Below are 23,493 nucleotides of genomic sequence, written 5' to 3' on the forward strand. Positions count from 1 at the left end.
AAAAGGTTAGAGGCGGAGTCCTGTTGCTCTCCGCGACAGGGCTGCTTTGGCTTATCGGGGCGGCTTGGATGGGCTTTGCCTACTATGCCGATCAGGCAACGGTGGAAAGATTGCAGCAGGAAATCGCGCAGCAAAAACAAATGGTCCAGGCAGCGGAAAAGCGGATCGGCTTGAAAGCAAATACAGCGACTTTGCAAGACTATGTAGAGCTGTCGGAGAAGATGCAGCATCTGTTCTACCCGACAACGCTCCTGCTCGACAATTTTTCCGAAAACCTGCCGGAGATGGGAAAGCTGCTGAAAATCAGTTATGCCCTGGATGGCACGGTGCAGCTCACCGGCCGCTTTGAGCAATATGACGATGTGGCCGCCTATCTGCACAATTTGCAGGCTTCGCCATACGTACGGGAAGCGCAGATAAAAACAATCGCTTCCGTACCCGTGAAGTGGACCGGGCCGGTGGACGAGAAAGGCAGGCCCCATTCGGCAGCGTTGAGTGCGGTGGGCGGAGACATCCTGCCCCGCTACACGGCTACATTTGAAGTGAAGGTACTCACCCTGGACCTGGGCGTGCTGAACAAGCAGCTTGCTGCACGTACACAAGAGCAGAAGAAGTAGGAGAGTGAACATGGCTGAGAAAACACGTCAATACCTGTTCTTGTTTGTTGCTTTGCTGTTTGCCCTGCTCGCTGTCTTCTACTATATCTATCTCACGCCGTTGCAGGCAAAAAAGAGCAAGCTAACGGTAGAACTGGCTCAGCTGCAAGCGACGGTGCAAGGGCTGAGCAGCAGGAATACAGAGAAAAAGAAGGATGATACCGTTTCCGAGGAAGCATTGGCAAAGGTTACGGAGGCAATCCCCGTCTCTCCCTATACAGATCAGCTCGTGAAGGATTTGGGCAAGCTCCAGACGATCAGCAAGGTCGAGATCCTTACGGCCAGCTTTACCCAGCCAAAAGTGCTGTCGACGAAAGACATGGTGGAGCAGATCATTTCGAAAGAAGAGCAGGGGGCGGATACAGCAGCCGAAGAGTCAACTGGAGCCAAAGAGCCGAAAACAAACTCAGATACGGACAAAAAGGAAACAGGTACAGCGGAAGCAATAGGAATAGCATCTGAACCCAATGCCAAGGACCGCAGCGCTGCACTTGCCATGCCCACGGCAGACACGCTCAGGAGACTGCTGCCGGAAACCGCATTGGGAAGCGTGGAGATCACGCTTTCTGTAAAGGGAGGATACGATGAGCTGTACCTCTTCCTCAAGGAGGTACAGGGATTGTCCCGATATTTGCGGGTAGATGAATTCACTGTCGCTGCGGCGGAGAAGGATGAATTTACCGTCCCCAAAGACAGCAGGATGACGGCGACAATCAAGCTGACCAGCTATTACGCGCCTGAATTCAAGCAGGTAGTCGACAAGCTTCCGGCCGTTGAGGTAGAGGCTCCATCGGGCAAAGGCAACCCGTTTCAGTATGGAATCACACCGAAGCCCGGTGATCCGATCAATGAAAGCAAAGAAGGATCGCCTTACTAAAAGCAGAGGGCGAATTCCTTCATTTACGAATGAAAGCCGTTGCTGTCGCGAGCAACGGCTTTTCTTCATTTCTTAGTCTTTTCCTGCCGCTCCCGCACCAAGGCCAATAGCGCCAGAAAGTCTCCGATTAATACAATCACAGCCGCCAATAAAGCAAGATCGTCAGCAGACATACCTTCGGACTTTTGACTCATGGAATCGCCTCGCTCCGATGAACTTCCCTACAATGTATGAGGGCATAGCCGGGCGGGTTTGGGTTTTTGTCTAGGAAGCGGATTCTTAATCAAAAGACCTGCGTGCGGGCCAGGTGCCTTGCAGTTTGCGGATCTGCACAATCTGTCCGGTATGAAACGCATCGTGCATGATGATGCTGAATACGCTCAGCCCCAACGGCTTGGAAGGCGACGGCTGATCGAAGGAGGTCTCCGGAATGGAAGCGAGCACGTCTCTCAGTTCATAGTGGAGAGTCTCCATCCGCTTGACGTCCGCTTGCCAGGCCTCCTCGTCCTCTGGTCCTCCGGATGGGGCAAAGGTGTCGTCGTTGGTGGAAGCTGTAGAAGGCTGTTCGGTGCCCTTCAAACGGTGAAGCAGCCGTTCCTTGTAAAACAGCAAGTGGCTCAGATTCTCCCAAATGGTGTTGGCAGCTTCGCCAGGCGGCCGCCAGCTTGCTTCGGCTGCGGTGAGTCCTGCCAAGGCGTCTTTCAAGGGGGGATACCAATCTTCTTTGGCGAATGTACAATCCCACTCGTGCAACAGCAACTCCATACGGTTCATGCAAGTCCTCCTCATCTGGGAAAGAGTGATTGACGGCGGTATAATGAAGGTAGAATCTGGAGAAGAATACCGCCTGTAACTACTTAAATACATTTTGGTGGTTACAAACAATACCTTACCATATTTTGGCGAGTGGTTCAAGAGAGGAGAAAAAACTCCGTGGAGTGGATATGTCTTGATTTTATCAACAGCGATTGCAGAGACTGGCGAGGGTCCGGACAGCGGGATGACCGGCTTGGCAAGCCTGAATGGTGGCAGTATTTTTCGACGAAGTGGGAGCTGAAAGTCCCCCTTCCTACAGACCCTATGCTGCTCCAGAGCTTGAGAGAACTGCGGCAGCAGATGCGAAATGTCACGGAAGCGGTGGCAACAGGACAAGCACCTGATCCAAGCGATCTGGTCGGCATCAATCAGGTGCTTGCGGCTGTGCCTAGCTGCCGCCGCATCGTTCATCGGCCGGATGGCTTTCAAATAGAGGAGGTTGTACGAGGCGAAGAATGGGACCTGGTCATAGGGAAAATCGCACTTTCCTTCGCCGAGCTTCTGGCTGGTACCGATTTGCGGCGATTGAAGATCTGCGAAAACGCCAATTGCCTCTGGGTGTATTACGACGAGAGCCGCAACCGCTCCAGCCGTTGGTGCGACGATAAGGCGTGCGGCAACCTGATGAAAGTGCGGCGCTTTCGCGAGCGGCAAAAAAAGGAGAGGAAAGACACATAAATCCAGGAAGATCGGGAGAAAGGGAGAAGAAAAGAACATGACTGTCAGCAAACGGCACGAATTGAGGTTGGACGAGCTTGCCAGCGGGGATATTCCGGGGCTGATCGAGCTGTCTGCCTCGGTAGGCTGGGATTACCATGAAGCAGAGCTGGCAACCCTCATTGCTGCAGGGAGAGTATTCGGACACCGTGATGACCAGGGAAAAGTGTACTCAAGCGCCGCGATTGTTCCATACGGCGAAACGCTTGCCTCCATCGGCATGGTCATCGTTCATCCTGAATGCAGAGGGATGGGGCTGGGGAAACAAGTAACACAGGCTTGTATCGATGCCGCCTCGACTTCAGCGGATACAGCCCTGATGCTGATCGCCACACCGGAGGGAAAGCCGATGTACGAAAGCATGGGCTTTGTGTCCGTAGATTGCGTGCACAAATACTTATGCGAAGCGTACCAGCGGCATCGAGCATCGTTTGATACAGGAGATACATTTGTAGAGAAGCTGACCGGGGAGCATCTGGAGCAAATCGTGGAGCTGGACAAGGCCGCAGTCGGCGCGGACCGCAGAAGATTTTTGATTCATCGCATCCAGCAGGCGCAAAATGGCGTCGTCTTGAAGCAGCAGGATGGAGCTGTCATTGGCTATGGCCTGTCTGTAGAGGGGCCGGTCAACCTGATTCTCGGCCCGATCGTCGCTTTTGACCTGCAGGGAGCGAAACAAATCGTGGAACAGCTTGCGAGTGGATATCAAGGCAAGCTGCGGATCGATGTACCGTCTGGACATGAAGAATTCCTGGTTTTTCTGGAGCAGTGCGGATTTCAAAAGGCGAGCCAGCCTCCGATCATGATCAGGAATGCGGAAAAGCTGCCGGAGAGGAACGGCCACTTGTACGCAATTGCTGCACAGGCGTTCGGGTAGGGGAAAGGCTGGAAGCGGGAAAGCCAGAAAGCAAGAAAGCAGGAAAGCAGGTTAGCCGGCATATTCCGATAGAGGAGAAACGAAAAGCTGAAACCCGAAAACCGAAACCCGAAAACCAAAAACCCAAAAACCGGAACTCTTCCGGCAGGATACAAAAAACCACGCAGGTGCAATTCTCCCGCGTGGTTTCATTTTGTCATTCAACAGGTTCAACCGGAAGCTTCTTGTTCCGAACCTGCTTGCGACCGCAAAAGCGGTACGATGAAGAGCAGGCCGACAATGAACAGAAGCGCAGCCATCTCGAAAACAGAGACGAGTGAGAGCAGTTTTTTCAATGGACCCGCGATACTCATCGTCAAAACCATGGCTCCGGTGAAGAGAGGGCTCAGGATTCCCATCACGCGGCCGACAAAAGCGCCCTCGGTATGCTTCAAGATCATCGTATTGATCCCGATCTGAATGCAAGGCATAAACAGGCCGTTGAACAACTGGGCCGTCAACGTCAGCCAGAGGTTGGTCGATAAGCCCGCGATGCTCATGGCTACTGCATTGACCAGCATGCCGATGACCAACAGCTTTTGCGGAGAGGCTTTTTTGGCAACGGTCATGGTCAGCGCACCCCCGACAATCATGCCGATCCCGTTGACTGTCATCAGCCATTTGAGGGATTCCATAGGCAAGCCCAATCGCTCCGTCACGAGAAAAATGCTCAGAGGCTGGATGAGTCCGATGCTTAGGCCCGCTGCCAAAAAGCATAAGCCCAGCTTTGTCAGAATGTTGCTTTTCAACACATAACGGATGCCGTCGACCATTTCCTGCCATAGAGTTGTCGGCTGCTGCCCGTTTTCCTCTACGTGGTCGGCGGGCAGCCGCGCAAGAACGGCGCCGGAGAGCAGGAAAGCGACACCGGTCACCGCGATTGCTACACCGATCCCAAATGTCTGAAACACAAACGTCCCGAGGGCAGGGCCAAGGATCATGAAAATGGCAAAAAGCGTTTGATAGATGGACATACCCGCTTGCATCTGCTCGGCAGGAAGGTGCATTTTGAACAGCTTCATGCCGGACGGCTGCGAAAACTGGGACAAAATGGCCGAGATCAGCGTCGCGAAGAAGACCGCTTTCCAGGTTCCGAACACAAAAGCAAGCAGGACTCCGAAGATAGACAGCGCACTTAAAATATCACACCAGACCATCGTTCGCTTGGGGCGCCAACGGTCAGCGAACGTCCCGCCAATAAAGGAAAAAATAAAGATCGGAGCGTATTCCGCCACGTAAATCATCGAGACAGCCAAAGGATCGCCGTTTGTTTGCTGCATGACAAACAGCAGGATCGCGAAGTTGCGGACCCATACGCCGATTTGCAAAAACAGCGCAGACAGCAGGATCGTTTGTATGACTTTATTGCGAAAGATTCCTTTTTCTCGCATAAAAAAACCTCCTCATCCAAGTTCCTGGACAGGAGGCGAAGAGATCGTGATCGCAAGGAAGACAAAACATAAGCCCAAAAACAGCTCAAAGGGGCTTCCTTCTATCCAAAGGAATGTGCCATGCTTCTGAGATTCTGGGAAGCAAGTTCACCCTTCAGGAGTGCATCCTCGTACCGACAACAAGCAAGCTGTCGACACCGAAAAAAGATGCATGCGACTATGAACATCCATACCAATCCTATCCAGAAACCGTTTCGTTTCCCACAGACATGGTTATTTTCAAACGGTTGTTTTCATGGAGACAGGATTAGATGTCCATTGTTCATAAGTCACCCTTCCGATTTCGTATGGGTTAGATATTATCACGCTGAAAAAGCGGAGTCAAGAAGGATTTAACAAATTTTCCGGACGTTTCCCAAAAAGACCTGCAAGCATGTTGCGCGCGGCCTTGAGCGCCATCTTCTCCCGGGTTTCCCTCGTGGCGCTGCCAATATGAGGGAGTGTGACCACGTGGGGCAAGGAAAGCAGCGGATTGTCTTTTGGCGTTGGCTCCATCTGGAAGACGTCCAGGCCGGCTCCGCCTATCCGGCGCTCCGTCAGAGAACGGATCAAGGCCTGTTCATCGACGACACGTCCCCGGGAGGTATTGATCAAAATGGCGTCGCTTTTCATCAGAGCCAGCTCGCGTTCTCCGATGAGGCCCTCTGTTTCCGGGGTCAATGGCGTCATCACCACCACGTAGTCGGACCGGGACAACAGATCGTCAAGCGAGGTGAACTGTACCCCCAGAGCTTTTTCCGCTTCCGGCTTGCGGGAGCGGTTGAAGTACAGAATGTTCATGTCAAAGCCTTTGGCTCGCCGGGCGACAGCTTCTCCGATCCTGCCCATCCCGACGATCCCGATGGTCGCGCCGTGCACGTCTTTTCCGAGCATCAGACTGGGGAGCCATTCATTCCATTGGCCGTTTTTCACAAACCGGTCAGCCTCCGGTACACGTCTGGCAGCCGCCATCAGCAGGGCAAAGGTCAGATCGGCGGTTGTCTCGGTCAAGACGTCCGGGGTATTCGTCGCGAGGATGCCGCGGGCTGTCAATGCGGGAAGGTCCAGATTGTCGTAACCGACCGCGATATTGCTGACGACCCGCAGACGGGGAGCCTTTTCCAGGACGGAGGCATTGATTTTGTGCCGGGAGTAGATCATCAACCCGTCGGCCCGCTGCAGACCGGCTGCAAACGATGCGTCGTCCAGCTTTTCCTCGATGTCGCGATAATCCACTTCGCAGCGCTCGCGTAGCAGGGCAAGCGCTGATTCAGCGATGCGGTGAGGGACAAAAACAAGCGGTTTTGTCATCTGTTTCGACTCCTCTCTAGGATCGCGCTGCCTTGACGATCTCGACGAATTGGCGCGCTGTTTGGGTCAGACTGTTCAGATACGCCTCGTCCACCGCTCCCTTGAAGCTGACGAGAGAGCTTCCTACGCCAACGGCGACCGCGCCGGCCTTGATATAGGAGGCTGCATTGGAGAGATCGACGCCTCCGGTCGGCATCAGCGGAATGTGCGGAAGCGGACCGTGCACGTCTTTCAAGTAGCCGGGGCCAAATACGTTGGCCGGAAATACTTTGATCACGTCTGCGCCGTGCTCATACGCCGTCAAAATCTCGGTCGGTGTCAGGGCGCCGGGAATGCTCACGACACCGTAGCGCTTGGCCATCTGGATCGTTTGCGGATTCACGGTCGGGGAAAAGATGAACTGGGCCCCGGCCATGATGGCGGCGCGGGCTGTTTCCGGGTCCAACACTGTTCCCGCACCGATAACCAGCTTGTCTCCGTACTCGCTGGCAACCTGTTCGATCAAAGAGAGCACTTTCGGCGTTTCCACCGTAATCTCCAGTGTAGTCACGCCCCCTTCGTAGAGCGCTTTTGCCACCGCCATGATCTTCTCCGGCTTCGCTCCGCGAATCACAGCTACGACACCGCTGTCGAGGATTTTCTCTAGTTTGGTCATCTCACATTCTCCTTCCCATTATCGAAAACGAGCTTTTAGCGCATCACTTCTTCGCCGGGCGATTCGACGAACCGTTTCAAATCGGAGCGTTCCGGCAGGCCTTCGACATCGCCGTTCACCATCGTGACGATGGCACCGACAGCATTGGCCCGTTTGACCGCTTCGGGAAGCGGAAGGCCATCCAGCAGACCGGAGACAAACCCGGCCGCGAATCCGTCACCGGCACCGACAGGGTCAACCATCTGCTCGACATGAAAGCCGGGAATGTGCAGGTTTTCCTCTGGCGTAAAGTAGTGGGCTCCTTTTTCGCCCAGCTTCAAAACGACAATTTTGGCACCAAGGCTGAGGAATCGCTCTCCCAGTTTGACAGGATCGGTTTCTCCAAAGAGAAACGTCCCTTCGGACAGTCCGGGCAAAATAATGTCGGACTGGGCGGCGATGGCAAGCAGCGTTTCGCGGGCCTGTTCTTCCGTCCACAGCTTTTTCCGCAGGTTCGGGTCGAAGACGACAGTCAATCCGCTTGCTTTTGCCATGCGAATCGCTTCAAATACCATCTCGCGGCACGATTCGCTCAGCGCAGGCGTGATCCCCGACACGAACAAATAGCGGGCTTGCGCGAGATAGGCTTCGTCGAGGTCGGCAGCGGTCATCCGGCTGGCAGCGGAGCCCTTGCGGTAATAGTACACGTTGACATCGCTGGCGTTGCGGATTTCCTTGAAATAAAGGCCGGTAGGCGCATCGGGATCAAGGCGGACGCAGCTCGTGTCCACCCCTTCTCCCCGGACAAACGAGAGCATCGCTTTGCCCAGCTCATCGTTGCCTACCCTGCTGATCCAGCCGACAGAATGGCCGAGGCGGGCAAGCCCAATGGCAAAATTGGTTTCCGAGCCTCCAAATTTTCTCGTATAGGTGTGCGCATAGCGCATCAGTCCAGTGCTCTCCGGAGTAAACAGTACCATCGTTTCTCCAAAAGTGACTACGTCCATCATGATTTCCTCCAGGCTGCGTTATTGATGAGCGCGTTTTCTCTGCTGCCAAATGGCTTTTACGATCGGAGTGAGCAGGGTAATGACCGACAGCAGCAAAAGAATGAGCGGAATGGGCCGCGTATAAAAAATATCGTAGCTGCCGCTGGAAAGCGCTAGCGCTCTGCGGAACTGGCTTTCTGCCATCGGGCCGAGAATCAGAGCCAGCACGATCGGCGAAGCCGGGAAGTCGTGTTTTTGCATAAAGAAGCCGATCACACCCGCTACCGCCATGATCAACACATCAAAGAAGCTGTTGTTGATCGCATATGATCCGACAATGCATAGAACCAGGATGACTGGGGTCAAAATCTCTTTCGGAATTTGCACAACCTTGGCAAAGTAGCGAGCCGTGAACAATCCGAGCAAGCACATGACCACGTAGCAGATGATCATCCCGATAAACAGGGTGTAGACGAGGTCGCCGTTGTTTTTAAACAGAAGCGGACCTGGCTGCAGTCCCTGGACCATCAGAGCGCCGAGCATGACAGCAGTAACGGCATCTCCGGGAATTCCCAGTGTCAAAAGCGGCACCAGAGCGCCGCCGGTACATGCATTGGCACCTGATTCGCATGCGGCAACGCCAGCCATCCTGCTTTTGTCCGTAGGCTCTTTGTCTTTGTTGAACCGTTTCGTTTCGTTGTACGCCACGAAGGCTGCGATATCGGCGCCCGCTCCCGGAATAATTCCGATAAAGGTTCCAAGCCCGGTCGAACGGAGGATCGTCGGGATAATGCCGCGGAATTCGCCCCAGCTCGGTACGATTTTTTCGATTTTCACTTTGACCTTTTCTTTTACATTCATGTCAGAGAGCGACTTGAACGCCTCCGAGGCGGCGAATAGGCCGATCATGATCGGAATGAACGGGACGCCGTTCAAAAGCTGTTCGCTGCCGCCGGTGAAACGCGGGAAGCCGAGGATCGGATCAAGTCCGACCGTGGCGAGCAAAAGCCCGACCAGACCGGCAATCAGTCCTTTGACCAGCGATTTGCCGGAAATGCTGGCAATGATGCTAAGACCGAATACAGCCAGAGCAAAGGTCTCCGGTGCGCTGAATTCGAGAGCGATCGTAGCCAGAACAGGGGAGAGAAACATCAGGATGATGATGCTGATCGTGCCTCCGATAGAGGAGGAGAGAGTCGCGGCACCGAGTGCTTTTCCCGCCATCCCTTTTTGTGCCAGGGCATAGCCGTCCAAAGCGGTAGCCGCGGCTGCGGGAGTTCCTGGTGTTTTCAACAAAATCGCTGTAATCGAGCCGCCGTAGACGCCGCCGAAATATACGCCGGACAGCAGCAAAAGACCTGCGACAGGCTCCATTCCAAACGTCATCGGCAAGATCAGTGCGACTCCCATGGTGGCGGTGAGTCCGGGAAGAGCCCCTACCACGATCCCGATAATGACGCCGACGACAGCCATCAGCAGGGCAAAGGGGTCAGTCAGGATGTTCGTTAACCCGTTTACAAATAGATCAAACATGCGGTTCCCTCCTTATTCTCTACTCGAACAAGACGCCTGCAGGAAGGGGAACCTGCAGCACTGTTTCAAAGATGAGGTAGATAAACAGCGTAACCAGGACGGCTACGAGAATCGACGCAAACGGCTTCCGATAGCCGAACAGCCACATGAAACCGAGCAAAAACACTGGTGTCGCCAGATGGAAACCGCCGAGGTAGACGAGTGCCAAAAATACGAACATACAGACAAAACCAAGAATGGTCCGTCTCCAGGACGTAGGAGGCCCGGCTTCTTCGGCCGCCTGTCCGGGACGGAATGCGGCTGCGATCAGCACCAGCGACATCAGGATCAGGCCGCCGGCGATCAGGCGGGGAAAGAATCCGGGGCCGACATCTGTATCGCCGACCGACGGAAATTGCCCCGACGTGATCCAGACCGCTACGGACAAAAGAATGAGAGCAATACCGACAAACAGATCAGTCTTCTTCACGAGCTACCCTCCCTAAAACGGAGGACACGGGGAGTGCACTACAGCATCGCCCGTGTCCAGCGCTTCTTACTTTTTCAACCCCAGATCGGAGACGAGTTTCGTAAACAGCTCACTGTCTTTTTTCACAGCTTCTGAAAAGGCTGCATCGTCAGCATAGGATACGCCCAGGTTCATTTTTTCCAGTACATCTGTAAACGCCTTGTCTTCCGTTACTTTTTTCGCGGCGTCTTTCAATACGGTGACGACGTTGTCCGGTGTATCTTTCGGAACCGCGATTCCTCTCCATGTACCGATGGACAGATCGATTCCTTTTTCTTTCATCGTCGGTACGTCTTTGAACTTCGGCAGGCGCTCGTCAGCCATGACGGCCAGCATTTTCAGCTTGCCCGCTTCCACCTGTGCAGCTACTTCTGCCGGGCTGACGGAAACAGCTTCGATGTGCCCGCCGAGCAGAGCTGTCACAGCAGGATTGGCCCCGTCAAAAGGAATGTGGTTGAATTTGGTATCAATTTTCTGTTCCAGCGCGGTTGCAGCCAGATGCCAGATCGCGCCTGTACCGGAGTTTCCGATACGCACCTTGCCCGGGTTTTCCTTGGCGTAGGCGACAAATTCCTCGATCGTGTTCCAAGGAGCGTCTGCACTGACCGTAATGGCTGCCGGGTCCGCATTCAGGCGGGCAACCGGTTTGAAGTCATCCGGCTTGAAGGTGGCCAAACCGAGTGGAGGAAGCGTTGTCATTTCCACTGTGACCAGCGTCAGCTTGTAGCCGTCCGGCTTTGCCTTGGCTCCCTCGCTCATGCCTACGGCACCGCCGCCGCCTGTCTTGTTCACGACGCCGATGGATTGGGGCAGAACTTTGTTCGCAGAGTCCGCAAATGCCCGGGCGACTGCATCGGTTCCGCCGCCGGCTGCGTAAGGAACGATCAGTTCGATTTGCTTTTTCGGATACGCTTCTGCCTCTCCTGCTGCTTGATCGCCAGAGGGAGCAGAGGAGTTGCCAGAACCGCATCCGACGAGAGATGCGATAAGAGCGGTAGCGGCGAGACCAGAGAAAATGCTTTTCAATTTCATGATGTCATCCTCCAATAATTAAGGAATGTGTTCATAGTGTTCCTTTGAAAGCAGTACATGGGCAGTGCGTAGACAATTTGTTTATAAGTCATTTGTTCCTTAATGCGGAACATTGTTCCTAAATACTGTGAAAAAAATTACCCTCGGAATCCAAGGTGTTTGGAGATTTCACGAGCGTAAAAGACGACGCGATCCATGCAAAACTTCACTTTCTCTTCATCCATGCGCATCGTTGGGCCGGATACGCTGAGACCGGCGACGGACTCGCCATTGTGGTTGAGAATGGGAGCTGCGACACAGTATATGCCGGGCTCATGCTCTTCTTTGTCAAGCGAGTAGCCTTTTTCTCGGATTTCCTGGAGATTCGCGAACAGATCATCGATCGTGGTGATCGTGTTTTCGGTAAACTTCTTCAGACCCTTCTGCTCGACGATTTTTCTGACGTCACTCTCCGGAATATGGGCAATGATCGCTTTTCCGACACCCGTGCAATGAACGGGGGCACGTTTGCCGATCAGCGAATACATGCGGATGGTGTAAGGGCTTTCAATTTTTTCAATATAGACCACTTCTCCATCCTCCAGCACGACCAAATGGGAGGTTTCGCCCGTTTCCTGCACCAGCCGGCTCATGATCGGGTTGGCAATTTTTCGTATTTCCAATGATTGTGATACGATCGACCCCAGTTCAATCAGCTTCAGACCGAGAAGATAACGCTCGCTAAGCGGGTCTTGTCTGACGAATCCCTGGTTTTTCAGGGAAGAGAGCAAGCGGTGTACAGTGCTTTTCGCGAGTTCCATCCGGTTGGATAATTCAGTAATACCCAAGCCGTCCACATTTTCCTTGAGCAGGTTTAAAATGTGCAGAGCTCTATCGACGGATTGAACCGAAGAGGTATCTCTTGGAGTCTTGATCTTTCTCCACCTCCTGATTGTTCCATAATAAGGAACAGTGTTCCTATTTCGTATTCTCTGAATTCATTATAAAAATAGTCGAATCTCATTGTCAATAAAAATCGAGAAAACGATTTCAATGAAAGTGCATACTACTGATAGGAAAAATGAGTCAATGCGAGAGGGGGGAACAGTGATGAGGAAAAACTTTATCCGCTACTTGATCTATGTATTTGTGGCCGTGGCTGTACTGGTAGCGATTGCCGCCTGGTATCTCGATCCGTATCAGCCGGATGATGCCGCGATGCAGGCTATGCGCGACGGGGATGGCGTCAACGTAACTGAACGAGGGGGGCTGATCGTCTTTGAAGGCGGTGAAAATATTCCTCCCGGGATCATCCTGTATCCGGGCGGATTGGTCGGTCCGGAGAGCTATGCGCCTCTTGCCAGGCTGATGGCTATGTCCGGCCATCGGACCGTTATTGTGAAAATGCCGCTGAATCTTGCCTTTACCGGGGTTGACCGTGCGAATGATGTGCTGCTGGCTTATCCGGAGGAACCGTTCGTGATCGGCGGGCATTCACTCGGCGGGACGATGGCCTCACGGTATGCAGCCAGTCATCCCGAGCGTGTCTTGGGGACTTTTTTTCTGGCATCGTATCCCGATCAAAAAGGGAGCTTGAAGGAAAAAACCATTCCGGTGCTGTCTCTGATCGGATCAAGAGACGGTGTGGTGAACAGCTCGGCCTATGAAATGGCCCGTCAGTATCTCCCTGACAATACGGTCTACTTGAAGATTCCCGGGGGCAATCATGCTCAATTCGGAAGCTATGGGGCCCAAAAAGGAGACCAGCCCGCCGCAATTCCCCCGGGAGACCAGTGGCAGCAGACCGCCGCTGTGCTGAAGGAATGGATGAAATCGACGGTCGCCGGATTGGATCGAAAATGAAATGACAGCCGTCTCATTGCCTGTCGATTCCGCGGTGTATCGCCGGCTCAGAGATGATCCCGGAAACCACCCCTGTAATGCGTATGTTTTCGGAGGGCAGGATCAGAGGCGGAAGATCGTTCGTGCAGGTAAAAACGCATTCTACCGGATTGACTTCTTTGGCAATACGAACGATATACTGTCCCTCTTGACGTACGAGGACGGGCCTGCCTGTGATCGGTTCCATGGAAAAATCAGAGATGAGCAGGGCATCTCCGCTGGAAATGCCGAGTCCGGCAAGACCGTCGTCCTGCATCAGCAAGGCAAAGCGGGCTACATGATAGCTCGCTGCGGCAATCCAGGGCATCAAGGAAAGCTCTTCGTCATCCAAAGACAAGTCAAAAAAGCGGGAGCTGTAAGCGTCTCCGGCCAAAAATACTTTTTTCATTCCGAACTCCTTTTTCCTTTTTATCGGTTTATTACCAATTGATGGGGTGGCCTTTTGCGTAAAGCCTGCCCAGCAAGCGGTCGAATCTTTTTTGGGCCAGGGCGAGAGGAACGCGAAAGATTCGGGCCAGCAAAAAGGGAGCCTCATAGCGGTTGCAGTTTTCCAGCAGTGGCACAAACATCGGAAACGGCATGAGCAGATGCTCGGCAAAGTGATTCGCTTGCGCTTCCTGCCAATGGATCATCGATGTGCTCCCTATCGGCTGGATTCCTTCATGCAGCAGCAGATGTCCAAGCTCATGGGCGATTTTTTCCCGTCTCGAAGGCAGAGGGAGGCGCTCGTCTACAGCGATCACGTAGCGGTTGGGCAGATAGGGATGCGGATGCGCCCGACTGCGTCCGGTGATGTTCCACAGCTCGATCCCGTACGCTGCACAAAGCTCGGTCAGGTGAATCTCTTCCGGCTGCTTGATGTCATGAAGCTCCAATAAATCATAGACGCGCGACTCTAGCCAGGTCTGCGGCTCGAAGACGTCGGAGACTAGTGAGAACATGAGTGACGACCTCCTTGATTCGGGAACGTTTGTTCGTTTTTGTGGCGGAAAGAATGCCCCTGTTAAGAGGGGCTATTTTTATTTTTCTCTTTTTATTTTTTCCGTAATCGCATACAGGGATGGAGTGCGGGATTCTTTCACCTGATGAACCCGCATCTGTTTTTTCAAATCATACCAGTATCGGCGAATCTCTTTTTTCTCTTCTTCGGACGCTTCCAGATAACCGTCGAGAAAATAATAGTCATCCGGGTCGTCGATTTTTTCCTGCAGCAAATCCTCCAATGATCGGTTGTGGCTCTGGACCGCGGCAGCAGAGGAGGAAGCAAGCTCATCGTCCACGCGGCCAAGCAGCCAGTCTGTGGAGACCTGAAGGATGTCTGCCAGCTGCGCCAGCATCTCATTTGGCGGTGAACTGTGGTTGTTTTCGTAGTTGCTGATCGTGCCTTTGGTTGTCTGGACTTTTTCCGCCAGTTCTTCCTGCGTCAGTCCTTTTGCCTTGCGGGCTGTTCGTAAGCGCTGGGAGAGCATGAACGAACCAGTCCTTCCTGTTAGTGAGTACAACTATATTGTACATGATTGGAGATATTTAGGGAAGTGTGTATGAAAAAATTGTGATAAATGTATTGACTAACAAGATACTTGTACTTTATGATCGGATTGTCCTGTATGAATGTGGAAAAAGTACAAATATCCTGTAAGTGAGGAGTGAGATGATGGAAACATGGTTTGCATTTTCTACAGCAAAAGTAAATTGGCCGGCTACACAGCGGAGAGTGAAAAAAGCGCTCGATCTGGCGCGCGATTTTATTCGCATGGGATTTCATCCGGGGATCGAGGCACGGACGACAGCGGGCTGGCACTCAACACCCTCTACGGTCACGAACAAGTTTCGCAGCAGCACAGAGGACGCAGCCGTCCGCAACGCGACGATCGAACAGGAGCGGCGGGAGTACGTCGAGCGAATCCTCGCAGCGGTCAATCGCCTGTCTTCCCGGGAACGGGAGCTGATCTGGACGCGCTGGTTTGACGGCGAGGACCGGACGGATATAGAGGCCTACATCATGCTGAATATGACGCATTCATCGTACTACCGGACCCGCAGCAGTGCGTTTCGCAAGCTGGCCGGGGGGCTTGGCATGGAAGTATATCACGAAGAGGAGAGTCCCGCGTGAAACGATTTCGAAACGGATGCGGCACACATGTTTTTCCTCTGCTTGTTACGATGGCAGTGTGACATTGTGTGAAAGGAGGGATGAGTGATGGAGGAATTGCATCTGGAGTCGATCTTGCAGCAGGGGCCGTTCGCGGCTCTTTTTGTTTGGCTCTTGTTTTATGTGATGAGAGCCAACCGGGAGCGGGAAAACCGCTTGCAAGACCTGCTGGACAAGTTCAGCGAAAAATACGACGTGATTATCGGCGAGCTGCGCGATATCAAAGAAAAGGTAGGTGAGTAACGTGAAACCAACACGCATAGGAAAGTGGAGGCGTCTGGCTGTTTGGGGGTGCCTGATCCTGGTGGTCATGACGATGCCCGGCTTTAGCCAGACGGCCCACGCGCATGAAATCATTGAATTGTTTCAGAGGAGCTACAATCCGAATCCTGAGCCGGAAAGCCCCGAAAGGACGCAACAAGCGCTTGATTACATTTCCAAGAGAAAAAAGGACAGGATGTCACACACAAGCGCTAGTGCGGCACGGCAGCCTCAAGCTGGTGCGGCTGCGGTCCGCGATACGTTTGAACCGAATGACGACTATCCGGAAGCCTACCCGGCAAAAAACGGGTATTCTTACTTGTCATTGCTTTCGACAGAGTCCGATTTCGATTATTACCGCTATGACTCCGGAACCTACTCCGGCATGTTGACGGTCAAGCTTACCGTCCCGAAAGACAAGAACTACGACCTGATCGTCATGGAAGGGACCAGCAAAAACGTCGGCTCAAGTCTCGGGCGCGAACCGGGGGCGGCGGAGAAGGTTGCCTTCGAGGCTAAAGCCGGGACAACGTATTATTTTGTCGTCTTCAGCATGGATCAGCACTTCAGCACGACGGACCGATACAACCTCATTGTCGGCAACCCGTCCGAGCTCGCATGGGGAACGCCGGTAGATATCGATGTTCCGGAAGGCGTGGTGCCGGGTTATCGGATTACGGCTCCGGCGACGGGAAATTTCCGCTTTTTCACATCTCCTTATGCGGGGACGGGATTGCCCAACGACACGCTGCTTTTGCTTTTCGAGGATGAGCTTATGCAAAAACTGTTGGGCGGAAATGACAATGCGTCAGAAGATACCGTCTTTTCAGAGCTTGACGTCAATCTGACAAAAGGCTTGACCTACTACCTGTACGTGGCTCCTTCGGCAAACGACGGCCAGGTCCACGCCAGGCTGACGGCTGCATCCAAGCCGAATGTGTCCGCAGAAGTCCCGATTCTGCACGAAACCGAAGCCAACGACGGCAGCGTGGCGGAGCAGCAGATCATCACACTGGAGGGAAGCGTATTTGCTCCAACTGTCTCCTCGCGCCGGGTCAGCTTCAACAACCTTCCAGAAGGCTTGGAGACCCAGGTGGTCAGACTGAACGATAAACAGCTGGCAATCCGTTTCAGCGGAAAAGCGCTCTCGCATGAAAACAAGGATTCCGGCGAAGCATCCGTGACTATCTACAAGGAGGCGATTGTCGGGGCTCTGGAGGATGTGACGACGAATCCGTTCTCCTTTGCGTTTACCGACACGCCTGCTGTCACCCTGCAGGCACCCAGGGATCTGGACGTCGCTGCCTCGCAGTATCAGCTCATAAAATTTACCCCGCCCGCGACGGGTACCTATGAGATTTACACCGACTATTTTCTGGGAAATCCCGCGGAGGGCACCAGCGATACGATCCTCTCGGTCTACGAGGACTACGAGCGGACCCGCCATCTGGCGACCAATGACGACGGCAAGAAGCCGCCCTTTTCCAGTGTCACCCTGCTTCTGAACGGAGGACAGAACTACTTCCTCAGCGTGTCAGGCTGGAACGGGAAAGCAGTTCACGCCAGGCTCGCTGTCCGCTACCTCGGCGTCGAGTACGTGTACAACGAAAAAGGGCTGCTTGTCCAGATGAAGCAGGACGGCAAAGTCCTCGTCGATTTCTACTACGACAATAACGGAAATTTGATACGAAAAGTCGTTCGCTAGAAGAACGAAAAGGAGGCAAACTATGAGACGAAACAAGTCAATCGGCATCGGCTTCAAGCTGCTTTTGTCGGCGGCTTTGCTGATTCCAAGCGTCGTTCAGGCCCAGGGGGCGGTGCAAAACGGGCTGCTCCATAGCGGCAAGGCGAATGCAGCCCCTGACGCAACGAAGCTGCCGAGCACAAAGGAATGGCTGGCGCAATTCACCAAGGCTGCCCAGGAGACAGCCGAAACGACGCTCGAACCGGCAGAAATTCCTTCCTATAAGGACGAGGAGATCAGGGCAATGGAGTGGGACCCGTTTGCCGCCGACGCGATCATCCGCATGAAGGCTGAGCTGGATCGCACCAGCCTGCAGGTAGCCGCCTGGTTTTATCCCCAGGTGGACCGGCTGCTGTCCCACAATGAAAAGGTAGAGAAGTACGGCTGGACCGATCGGGATGTGATGGCCAAGATCGCGAAGCTTCCGGCTGATGCGTACAACCGGCTGGCAAAGGAAGTTCCGGTTATCGCAGAGCACTACAGCAAGTGGAAAAGCGTGCAGGCAAAGCAGGCCGAACCGAAACAGCCGAAAGAAAAAATGGCCGTTTCAAAGCAAGAAAGCGAGACATCGACAACGAAAGCGGCAAACGCCGGGCTGCTCAGCTCCGACCTGCCGGATGCCGTGTACGATCCGACAGGGCTGACCTATCAATACAAGCGTTCGATTGATTCGCCGGTAGATGATGTCTACCGAACGTCCACTATCACGGAGACGGACCTGGTTCTCGAAGGCAAGCACGGGATGGATCTGAGGCTGGAGAGGACCTATTCGCAGTTTGATTCCATTGAACAGCGTTTCTACTACAGCACACGCGGCAACAAAACCAGTTATAACAACAATCATTGGGAAAAGTACAACATGCCGCTCGGTTGGAGACTGAACATCCCGATGGCTGAAGAAATGTACGAAGATGGAATCGCGTGCAACTACGTTGATAAGAATAATCCACCTTACGTATGCGGAAGAACATCCGGGAAATTTCGTTATGTTTTCACCCTGGATGATGGCACGGTGCTTGAATCTTCCTCACGCTCCGGTGAAGATTGGGTGAATTATCCCTACAAAGGAGCGTCGATGCATTTCTATTCCAAAGACCAAAATCCAACAAATGGCGTCAAGTCGATCGCTTGGGTCGATTACAACGGCTACCACTACAGCTTCACCAGGGAGGGCGTTTACGATCCTTCCCCTGTTGATGTCATCACCAAAAGGAATGCATACGGCGATACCATTGTCTACAAAATTCCGTATAACAATGATCCGATACAGATTACCGATAGCGTCGGACGGTATATCGAGTTAACGAGAAAAAGCCTGAAGGTGTATGCCGATACCTCCAAAAGCAAGCTGCTGAAGCATATCGAGTACGCATGGGGAACAGGCACGACTCCAGACCGTGTCATCGAGCACGATGTCAACGGAGGGGGAAGCAAGGTCATTGCCGAATACTCTTACCTTGATTCCGAAGTCTTTGGGAAAGCTGAGTTTAACCTTCGTCCCAACTACTATTTTTCCGCGCAGAATAAAGAGATTCCACTGGACTATAAAGGTATAGAGAGTTCCGAGTATCTGGATATGGACTGGAATGAGCGGGGGTACGTCAATTACGAGCTTCTCCATCAGGTGAAGTATCCGGTGGAAGGCTTGACCATGACCTATGCCTACAGCCCCTATTTCTCTAGCGCAACTGATTTTCTGAACCGAGGCGTTGTTCGGAATTATTACGATGAGGAAAAGCTGACCTATGTCACATACCATCCGGTCACTTCGGTAAATATCCGTTTTGCCAAGACACCACACCCAGACCGTCCGTCCACAGAAACGTATTTGAAAACGATCTACTATCCAATGACCAGTAAAGAGATTTGGAAAACGAAGAAAGACACCTCTGTTCGATTGAAAAATCAGACGATACGAGACGGAACGGTCGCAGTCTCCCGGATCGAACAGGATGGCTTGCCCAGCCAGGAAAAGACGTTTGCCGTCAATTCGGATAAAAACTTCTTGCTCCGTTCGGTCGAAACCTATATCGGGACGGGTGCAGACACAGACAGAATCGAAGGCCGCCTCAACTTGACCGCAGACGGGAACAAGTACAGCTACCACCCGGTATCGTACGTAAGCCACATGTATCGCGGCAGGGAAACCAAGCCCAGCTACTCCTACGAATTTTTGGGAAGGCCCGCTTCCATGACGAAAGACGCCGACGTGTATCAGTACCTGCTCGCGCCGGAAGCGAAGAATCTGGAACAGGTGAAAAACAGACTGGCCGACTACGCTCAGGTGACGGAATACAGATACAACAGTTACGGCGATCTGGTAAAGCTCGTCGATCCGAAAGGAAATACGACCAGCTGGACGTATTTGCCGCCCACAACATATTACTTGCGCCTGCTTTCGGAGATGAGCCGCACCGCCGCAGACAACCCGAAGCATTTTCACAAGGAATCGTTTACGTACAACAGCGACAAGCTGCTTGAGGGAGAATCGATCCTCGATTCGTACCCGGATGGTGCCGACATCAAAACCGAGGCAATCGGACGTTTTTACACCTACGAGAACAAGCGGATATCCTCTATTCAGCATATGACGATCGGTTTGGACAATAAAAACATGGTCCAAAATTTTCCAGCCTACGACCGGTACGACCTGAAACCAACCGAAATCAACATGCAAGTCGAAACTTCCCCCGGCGTCAAAACAAGGCTGACGTACCGCTTCGCCTACGACGAGCTGGGCAGAGTCACACAGCGAACCTATCCGGATCAAAGCCAGGCCACTTACGAATACGACTTCCTCGGACGGCTGAAGCGTGAACAGTTTGCCAATAAAGGAGAAACCCGCGCGATCACCTACAGCTACGACGACGACCAACGCAAGGTGACAATGACCCTGCCGGACGGCACGAAGAGGTTCACCCATTTTACCCCGGGCGGCGAAGTCGAATACGAAGGACAGATCGGGACCAACGGCCAAATCCGTCCACTACAGTACAACACGTATTCGCCGGATGGAGAGCGCTTGCTGTCCAGTGCCCCCTACGCCATGGACAACCGGGCGACCACGTATGTCTACAATAAAGACGGCACGCTTTGGCAAAAACAGGAGCCCATCGGCACGACGATCTACCTGCGGGCAAACACTTTCGTCGATTCGCTCAATAACCAATATCTGCCGGTAGAGACGATCAAAACCCTGGGTCCAAACGGCCTAGAAACGATCCAGTTTTACGACAGGCACGGCCAGCTGGAAAAAGAAGTGAATGAGGCGTGGGTAAGCGGGCAAAAACGCACCACCGCCTATAGCTATAATGCATTCGGACAGCCCTCGCGCAAGACAGAGCAGGAACAGAGCGGAGCGTCGCGCTCCTGGTCATACCGCTACAATCCAAGCGACAAGCTCGTCTATTTGCTCGACCCTGAAAAGAACGAATACCGCTACGGCTACGACCCATATGGCAATCTCGTGCAGGTAACGGAAAACAACACCCTGACGACCAAGTACCACTACAATGCGCTTTCCTGGAAAATCAGCGAAACGGACGTTCCATCCGGGGCGACGGAGACATTCGGCTACACCCCGAACGGCAAAGTATCGGTGTTCACGGACAAAGCGGGCAACCGCCACGAGTACGCGTACACGCCGTTTTACGAGCTGTCCGAGCTGACGACGAAAGACAAGGCCGGTACGGTGAAAAACCGGGAAACCAAAGAGTATTACCCGAATACGTCTTTGGTAAAGAAAGAAACCAACAGCAACGGACCAAACATCCAGTCCAGCAGCCCGCTATATCGCGAGTTGTTCTACACCTATGATCCGTTCCTGCGGATGAACAGCTTCACGGCGTTTGGCAGACTCTATCAGATTCGCCATACGGACGCCGACGACCAGATGGATCAGTTGATCTACCCTGGAAATACAGCGGTTTCCTACGTCTACGATGACGCGATGCGGGTAAAAGAGGTGACGATTCCGGGATCGAATGGTTCCTCTCAAACTGTCCGCAATGACTACCAGCTCAGCGACGCGGGAGACACCTACACCCTGACCTATCCAAACGGCGTGAGCCTGGTACGCAAGCGGGATTCGTTCGGCCAGGTCGACACGCTGAAGCACTTCAAGAGCGGCACGTCTGTATGGCAAGAGAAGAACAACTACTCTTTTGGCAACGTGACAAGCATTGAGCGAAACGGCACGACCTACCGCTACGAGTACGACAAAGTGGACCGCTTGACGAAGGAAAATGTGCCAGCGGGGGAGAATCGTTATTCGTATAACGGCCGAGGCAGCCGAATGACCTTTGAAGGCACGCTGCCGGCGATGCCAAGTACAGCCACCTACACCTTTGACGAGCGCAACCGCCTGAGAGGCGTCACCAATGAAAAGACGGGAGCCAAGGCGGAATATACGTACTATCCGGATGGGCTCCGTGCAACGAAGACAGCAGATGGCGGCGAAACCCGCTACGTGTACCTGAACGGCAGAGTCATCGAGGAGCTGGACAAAAACGGCCAGCTGAAAGCCCAGAATATTTGGGGGAATGAGCTGCTCTCCCGAAAGGACGTTGCGGCGAACAAGCGCGGCTACTATCTGTACAACAGCCACGGGGATGTCGTGAAGGTCGTTGGGGAGAACGGCGAGGAACTAAACCGCTACGAGTATGATACGTGGGGGAATCTCACGGCGAAAACGGAGGGGATGTCCAACCCGTTTACCTATAGCGGGGAGATCTTGGATGGCGAGACCGGGTTCTACTATCTGCGGGCGAGGTACTACGACCCGACGGTGGGGCGGTTTATTTCGGAGGATACGTATAAAGGGCAAGTGGATAATCCGCTCACACTGAATCGGTATACGTATGTGCATAATAATCCGTTAGTTAATATTGACCCAACCGGTAACTACTGTGTTTCCGCAAATGGTAAAAATGCTCACGGAGGAGATTGTAATTCAGACAGCAGTATATATTTAGGTGAAGACAGGGACTTTGTAGGTCGACCAATTTTGGATAATGGTAAGATCAAAGGATATATTGGCGTATCTGGACCAGGAAATGGTTCAGCGGATTATTGGTCTACTTACAAAGATGATTACAGCTATGTTAGATGGGTAAGTGGTGACAATGATTATTACTATAGTCTAGAAAGTTCTACACAGCAGAGACTCAAGTACAAGCTACTGTCAGGCTATATGAAAGAACAGATTGAAATGGGGTTTCCTGATTTTATAGCAGGTCTTGATTTTGCAAAAAATGTTAGATCTGGATCAGGAATCGTCTTAAGTTTTGCAAAAAAAGGAGGAAATATAGGGAAGCAATACAAAGGTACCCCTAGAAATAATCAAGCTCAAAATAAACAGGTAAGAGACATTGTCACCAAATATAAATTAAATAAAGATCAACAAAGAAAATTACACGATGAAATTTCAGGACAAAATTATGATTTCCATACTATTGAAGAAATTGCAAAAGAAATAAAAGCAGGGAGATTTTAAATTTTTGAAAGAAAGGTGTAAAATGAAAAAAATAATTGAGAAAAAATTACAGGTTTTGATTGGATTACCGGTTGAGAATGCAGGAAGATCGGGGAACCTAACGTGGTTTAGTTTCGGTAAAACAAAAAAAATAACCTCTCTAAGAGGTATTGAAAAAAGAGTGGGAGAGCATACCCTAAATGTTCAATGCTCATGGAGGATCACAAAAGAACATGAAATAATTGTTGCTTCGAAAGACATATATATACCCAACAAGGAATGGGTGGGAAAGGATGAAGAATTTGTATGGGATAAACCGGGGATGAATCGGTATGATGAGCGAATTATAAAATTCAAGGCTTTAAATATATTAGTGGATAAAATTGAAGCTGATGATCTTGGTGGTATAAAGGTTTATTTTAGTGATCGATATTTGTTAGAATTATTCCCTGATAGTTCATCAGAGGAGGAGTTCTGGAGATTCTTTGTCCCTGGAGAACTGAACTCGCATTTTGTTGTAAAGGGTAGCGGAATTGAAGACTAGTATTGGAACCCCAGACGAA

The 23,493-nt window shown here is 52.4% G+C and carries 23 protein-coding genes; 10 read left to right on the forward strand and 13 right to left on the reverse strand.

Annotated features, from left to right (window positions below; translation table 11 throughout):
* Nucleotides 1-23: 23 nt before the first annotated feature.
* The gene (locus NST37_RS05750) at nt 24-617 is read left to right on the forward strand and encodes a PilN domain-containing protein (protein ID WP_051567462.1); all 594 of its coding nucleotides are present in this window, start codon (nt 24-26) and stop codon (nt 615-617) included.
* Nucleotides 618-627: 10 nt separating this feature from the next.
* Nucleotides 628-1,533, forward strand: a complete 906-nt coding sequence (locus NST37_RS05755; RefSeq protein WP_339186411.1) for a hypothetical protein — start codon at nt 628-630, stop codon at nt 1,531-1,533.
* A 65-nt stretch (nt 1,534-1,598) separates the two neighbouring features.
* Here NST37_RS05755 and NST37_RS05760 read toward each other — a convergent pair whose 3' ends face one another.
* A complete protein-coding gene (locus NST37_RS05760) occupies nt 1,599-1,727 on the reverse strand; it encodes a hypothetical protein (protein ID WP_277614088.1) in 129 nt (42 codons plus the stop codon).
* Between the two features lie 85 nt (nt 1,728-1,812).
* Nucleotides 1,813-2,307: a DinB family protein gene (locus NST37_RS05765; protein ID WP_003392147.1), complete on the reverse strand. Its 495-nt coding sequence runs from the start codon at nt 2,305-2,307 to the stop codon at nt 1,813-1,815.
* Nucleotides 2,308-2,466: 159 nt separating this feature from the next.
* On the opposite strand from NST37_RS05765, the gene NST37_RS05770 reads away from it, so the two are divergent.
* On the forward strand, nt 2,467-3,027 hold the full coding sequence (locus NST37_RS05770) for an ABATE domain-containing protein (protein WP_003392145.1): 561 nt from the start codon (nt 2,467-2,469) through the stop codon (nt 3,025-3,027).
* A 37-nt stretch (nt 3,028-3,064) separates the two neighbouring features.
* Nucleotides 3,065-3,943, forward strand: a complete 879-nt coding sequence (locus NST37_RS05775; RefSeq protein WP_024985518.1) for a GNAT family N-acetyltransferase — start codon at nt 3,065-3,067, stop codon at nt 3,941-3,943.
* Between the two features lie 209 nt (nt 3,944-4,152).
* Here the strand turns inward: NST37_RS05775 and NST37_RS05780 are convergent, their stop codons facing one another.
* The 8 genes from NST37_RS05780 to NST37_RS05815 form a co-directional block, all read right to left on the reverse strand.
* Nucleotides 4,153-5,373, reverse strand: coding sequence for an MFS transporter (locus NST37_RS05780; RefSeq protein ID WP_339186413.1), 1,221 nt, complete (start codon nt 5,371-5,373; stop codon nt 4,153-4,155).
* A gap of 381 nt (nt 5,374-5,754) precedes the next feature.
* Nucleotides 5,755-6,723 carry a D-glycerate dehydrogenase gene (locus NST37_RS05785; RefSeq protein WP_024985519.1) on the reverse strand — a complete coding sequence of 323 codons (969 nt, stop codon included), beginning with the start codon at nt 6,721-6,723 and terminating at the stop codon, nt 5,755-5,757.
* Between the two features lie 16 nt (nt 6,724-6,739).
* On the reverse strand, nt 6,740-7,378 hold the full coding sequence (locus NST37_RS05790; protein WP_024985520.1) for a bifunctional 4-hydroxy-2-oxoglutarate aldolase/2-dehydro-3-deoxy-phosphogluconate aldolase: 639 nt from the start codon (nt 7,376-7,378) through the stop codon (nt 6,740-6,742).
* 35 nt (nt 7,379-7,413) lie between these two features.
* Complete coding sequence (locus NST37_RS05795) at nt 7,414-8,364, reverse strand: sugar kinase (RefSeq protein ID WP_003392130.1); 951 nt, start codon at nt 8,362-8,364, stop codon at nt 7,414-7,416.
* Nucleotides 8,365-8,385: 21 nt separating this feature from the next.
* Nucleotides 8,386-9,879 carry a tripartite tricarboxylate transporter permease gene (locus NST37_RS05800; RefSeq protein ID WP_003392128.1) on the reverse strand — a complete coding sequence of 498 codons (1,494 nt, stop codon included), beginning with the start codon at nt 9,877-9,879 and terminating at the stop codon, nt 8,386-8,388.
* A 19-nt stretch (nt 9,880-9,898) separates the two neighbouring features.
* Complete coding sequence (locus NST37_RS05805) at nt 9,899-10,348, reverse strand: tripartite tricarboxylate transporter TctB family protein (protein ID WP_024985521.1); 450 nt, start codon at nt 10,346-10,348, stop codon at nt 9,899-9,901.
* A 66-nt stretch (nt 10,349-10,414) separates the two neighbouring features.
* Nucleotides 10,415-11,419: a tripartite tricarboxylate transporter substrate binding protein gene (locus NST37_RS05810; protein ID WP_003392124.1), complete on the reverse strand. Its 1,005-nt coding sequence runs from the start codon at nt 11,417-11,419 to the stop codon at nt 10,415-10,417.
* Between the two features lie 137 nt (nt 11,420-11,556).
* Nucleotides 11,557-12,351: an IclR family transcriptional regulator gene (locus tag NST37_RS05815; RefSeq protein ID WP_311135373.1), complete on the reverse strand. Its 795-nt coding sequence runs from the start codon at nt 12,349-12,351 to the stop codon at nt 11,557-11,559.
* Nucleotides 12,352-12,508: 157 nt separating this feature from the next.
* On the opposite strand from NST37_RS05815, the gene NST37_RS05820 reads away from it, so the two are divergent.
* Complete coding sequence (locus NST37_RS05820; RefSeq protein WP_031933487.1) at nt 12,509-13,261, forward strand: alpha/beta fold hydrolase; 753 nt, start codon at nt 12,509-12,511, stop codon at nt 13,259-13,261.
* A 13-nt stretch (nt 13,262-13,274) separates the two neighbouring features.
* Here the strand turns inward: NST37_RS05820 and NST37_RS05825 are convergent, their stop codons facing one another.
* From NST37_RS05825 to NST37_RS05835, 3 genes are all read right to left on the reverse strand, one after another.
* Nucleotides 13,275-13,688, reverse strand: coding sequence for a hypothetical protein (locus tag NST37_RS05825; RefSeq protein WP_031933486.1), 414 nt, complete (start codon nt 13,686-13,688; stop codon nt 13,275-13,277).
* Between the two features lie 31 nt (nt 13,689-13,719).
* Nucleotides 13,720-14,241: an ImmA/IrrE family metallo-endopeptidase gene (locus tag NST37_RS05830; RefSeq protein WP_003392115.1), complete on the reverse strand. Its 522-nt coding sequence runs from the start codon at nt 14,239-14,241 to the stop codon at nt 13,720-13,722.
* A gap of 78 nt (nt 14,242-14,319) precedes the next feature.
* The gene (locus NST37_RS05835) at nt 14,320-14,769 is read right to left on the reverse strand and encodes a helix-turn-helix transcriptional regulator (RefSeq protein ID WP_003392113.1); all 450 of its coding nucleotides are present in this window, start codon (nt 14,767-14,769) and stop codon (nt 14,320-14,322) included.
* Nucleotides 14,770-14,951: 182 nt separating this feature from the next.
* Here NST37_RS05835 and NST37_RS05840 point away from each other — a divergent pair, with 182 nt between their 5' ends.
* The 5 genes from NST37_RS05840 (at nt 14,952) to NST37_RS05860 (ending at nt 23,474) form a co-directional block, all read left to right on the forward strand.
* Nucleotides 14,952-15,413, forward strand: a complete 462-nt coding sequence (locus NST37_RS05840) for an ArpU family phage packaging/lysis transcriptional regulator (RefSeq protein WP_339186414.1) — start codon at nt 14,952-14,954, stop codon at nt 15,411-15,413.
* A gap of 87 nt (nt 15,414-15,500) precedes the next feature.
* Complete coding sequence (locus NST37_RS05845) at nt 15,501-15,695, forward strand: BhlA/UviB family holin-like peptide (protein ID WP_003392110.1); 195 nt, start codon at nt 15,501-15,503, stop codon at nt 15,693-15,695.
* 1 nt (nt 15,696) lies between these two features.
* On the forward strand, nt 15,697-17,418 hold the full coding sequence (locus NST37_RS05850) for a hypothetical protein (RefSeq protein ID WP_172920236.1): 1,722 nt from the start codon (nt 15,697-15,699) through the stop codon (nt 17,416-17,418).
* A 22-nt stretch (nt 17,419-17,440) separates the two neighbouring features.
* Nucleotides 17,441-22,951, forward strand: coding sequence for an RHS repeat-associated core domain-containing protein (locus NST37_RS05855; protein ID WP_339186416.1), 5,511 nt, complete (start codon nt 17,441-17,443; stop codon nt 22,949-22,951).
* A gap of 22 nt (nt 22,952-22,973) precedes the next feature.
* The gene (locus NST37_RS05860; RefSeq protein WP_172920234.1) at nt 22,974-23,474 is read left to right on the forward strand and encodes a hypothetical protein; all 501 of its coding nucleotides are present in this window, start codon (nt 22,974-22,976) and stop codon (nt 23,472-23,474) included.
* Nucleotides 23,475-23,493: the final 19 nt, after the last annotated feature.

Origin of the sequence: Brevibacillus sp. FSL K6-6036 (assembly GCF_037964015.1) — a bacterium.
GTDB lineage: Bacteria > Bacillota > Bacilli > Brevibacillales > Brevibacillaceae > Brevibacillus > Brevibacillus borstelensis.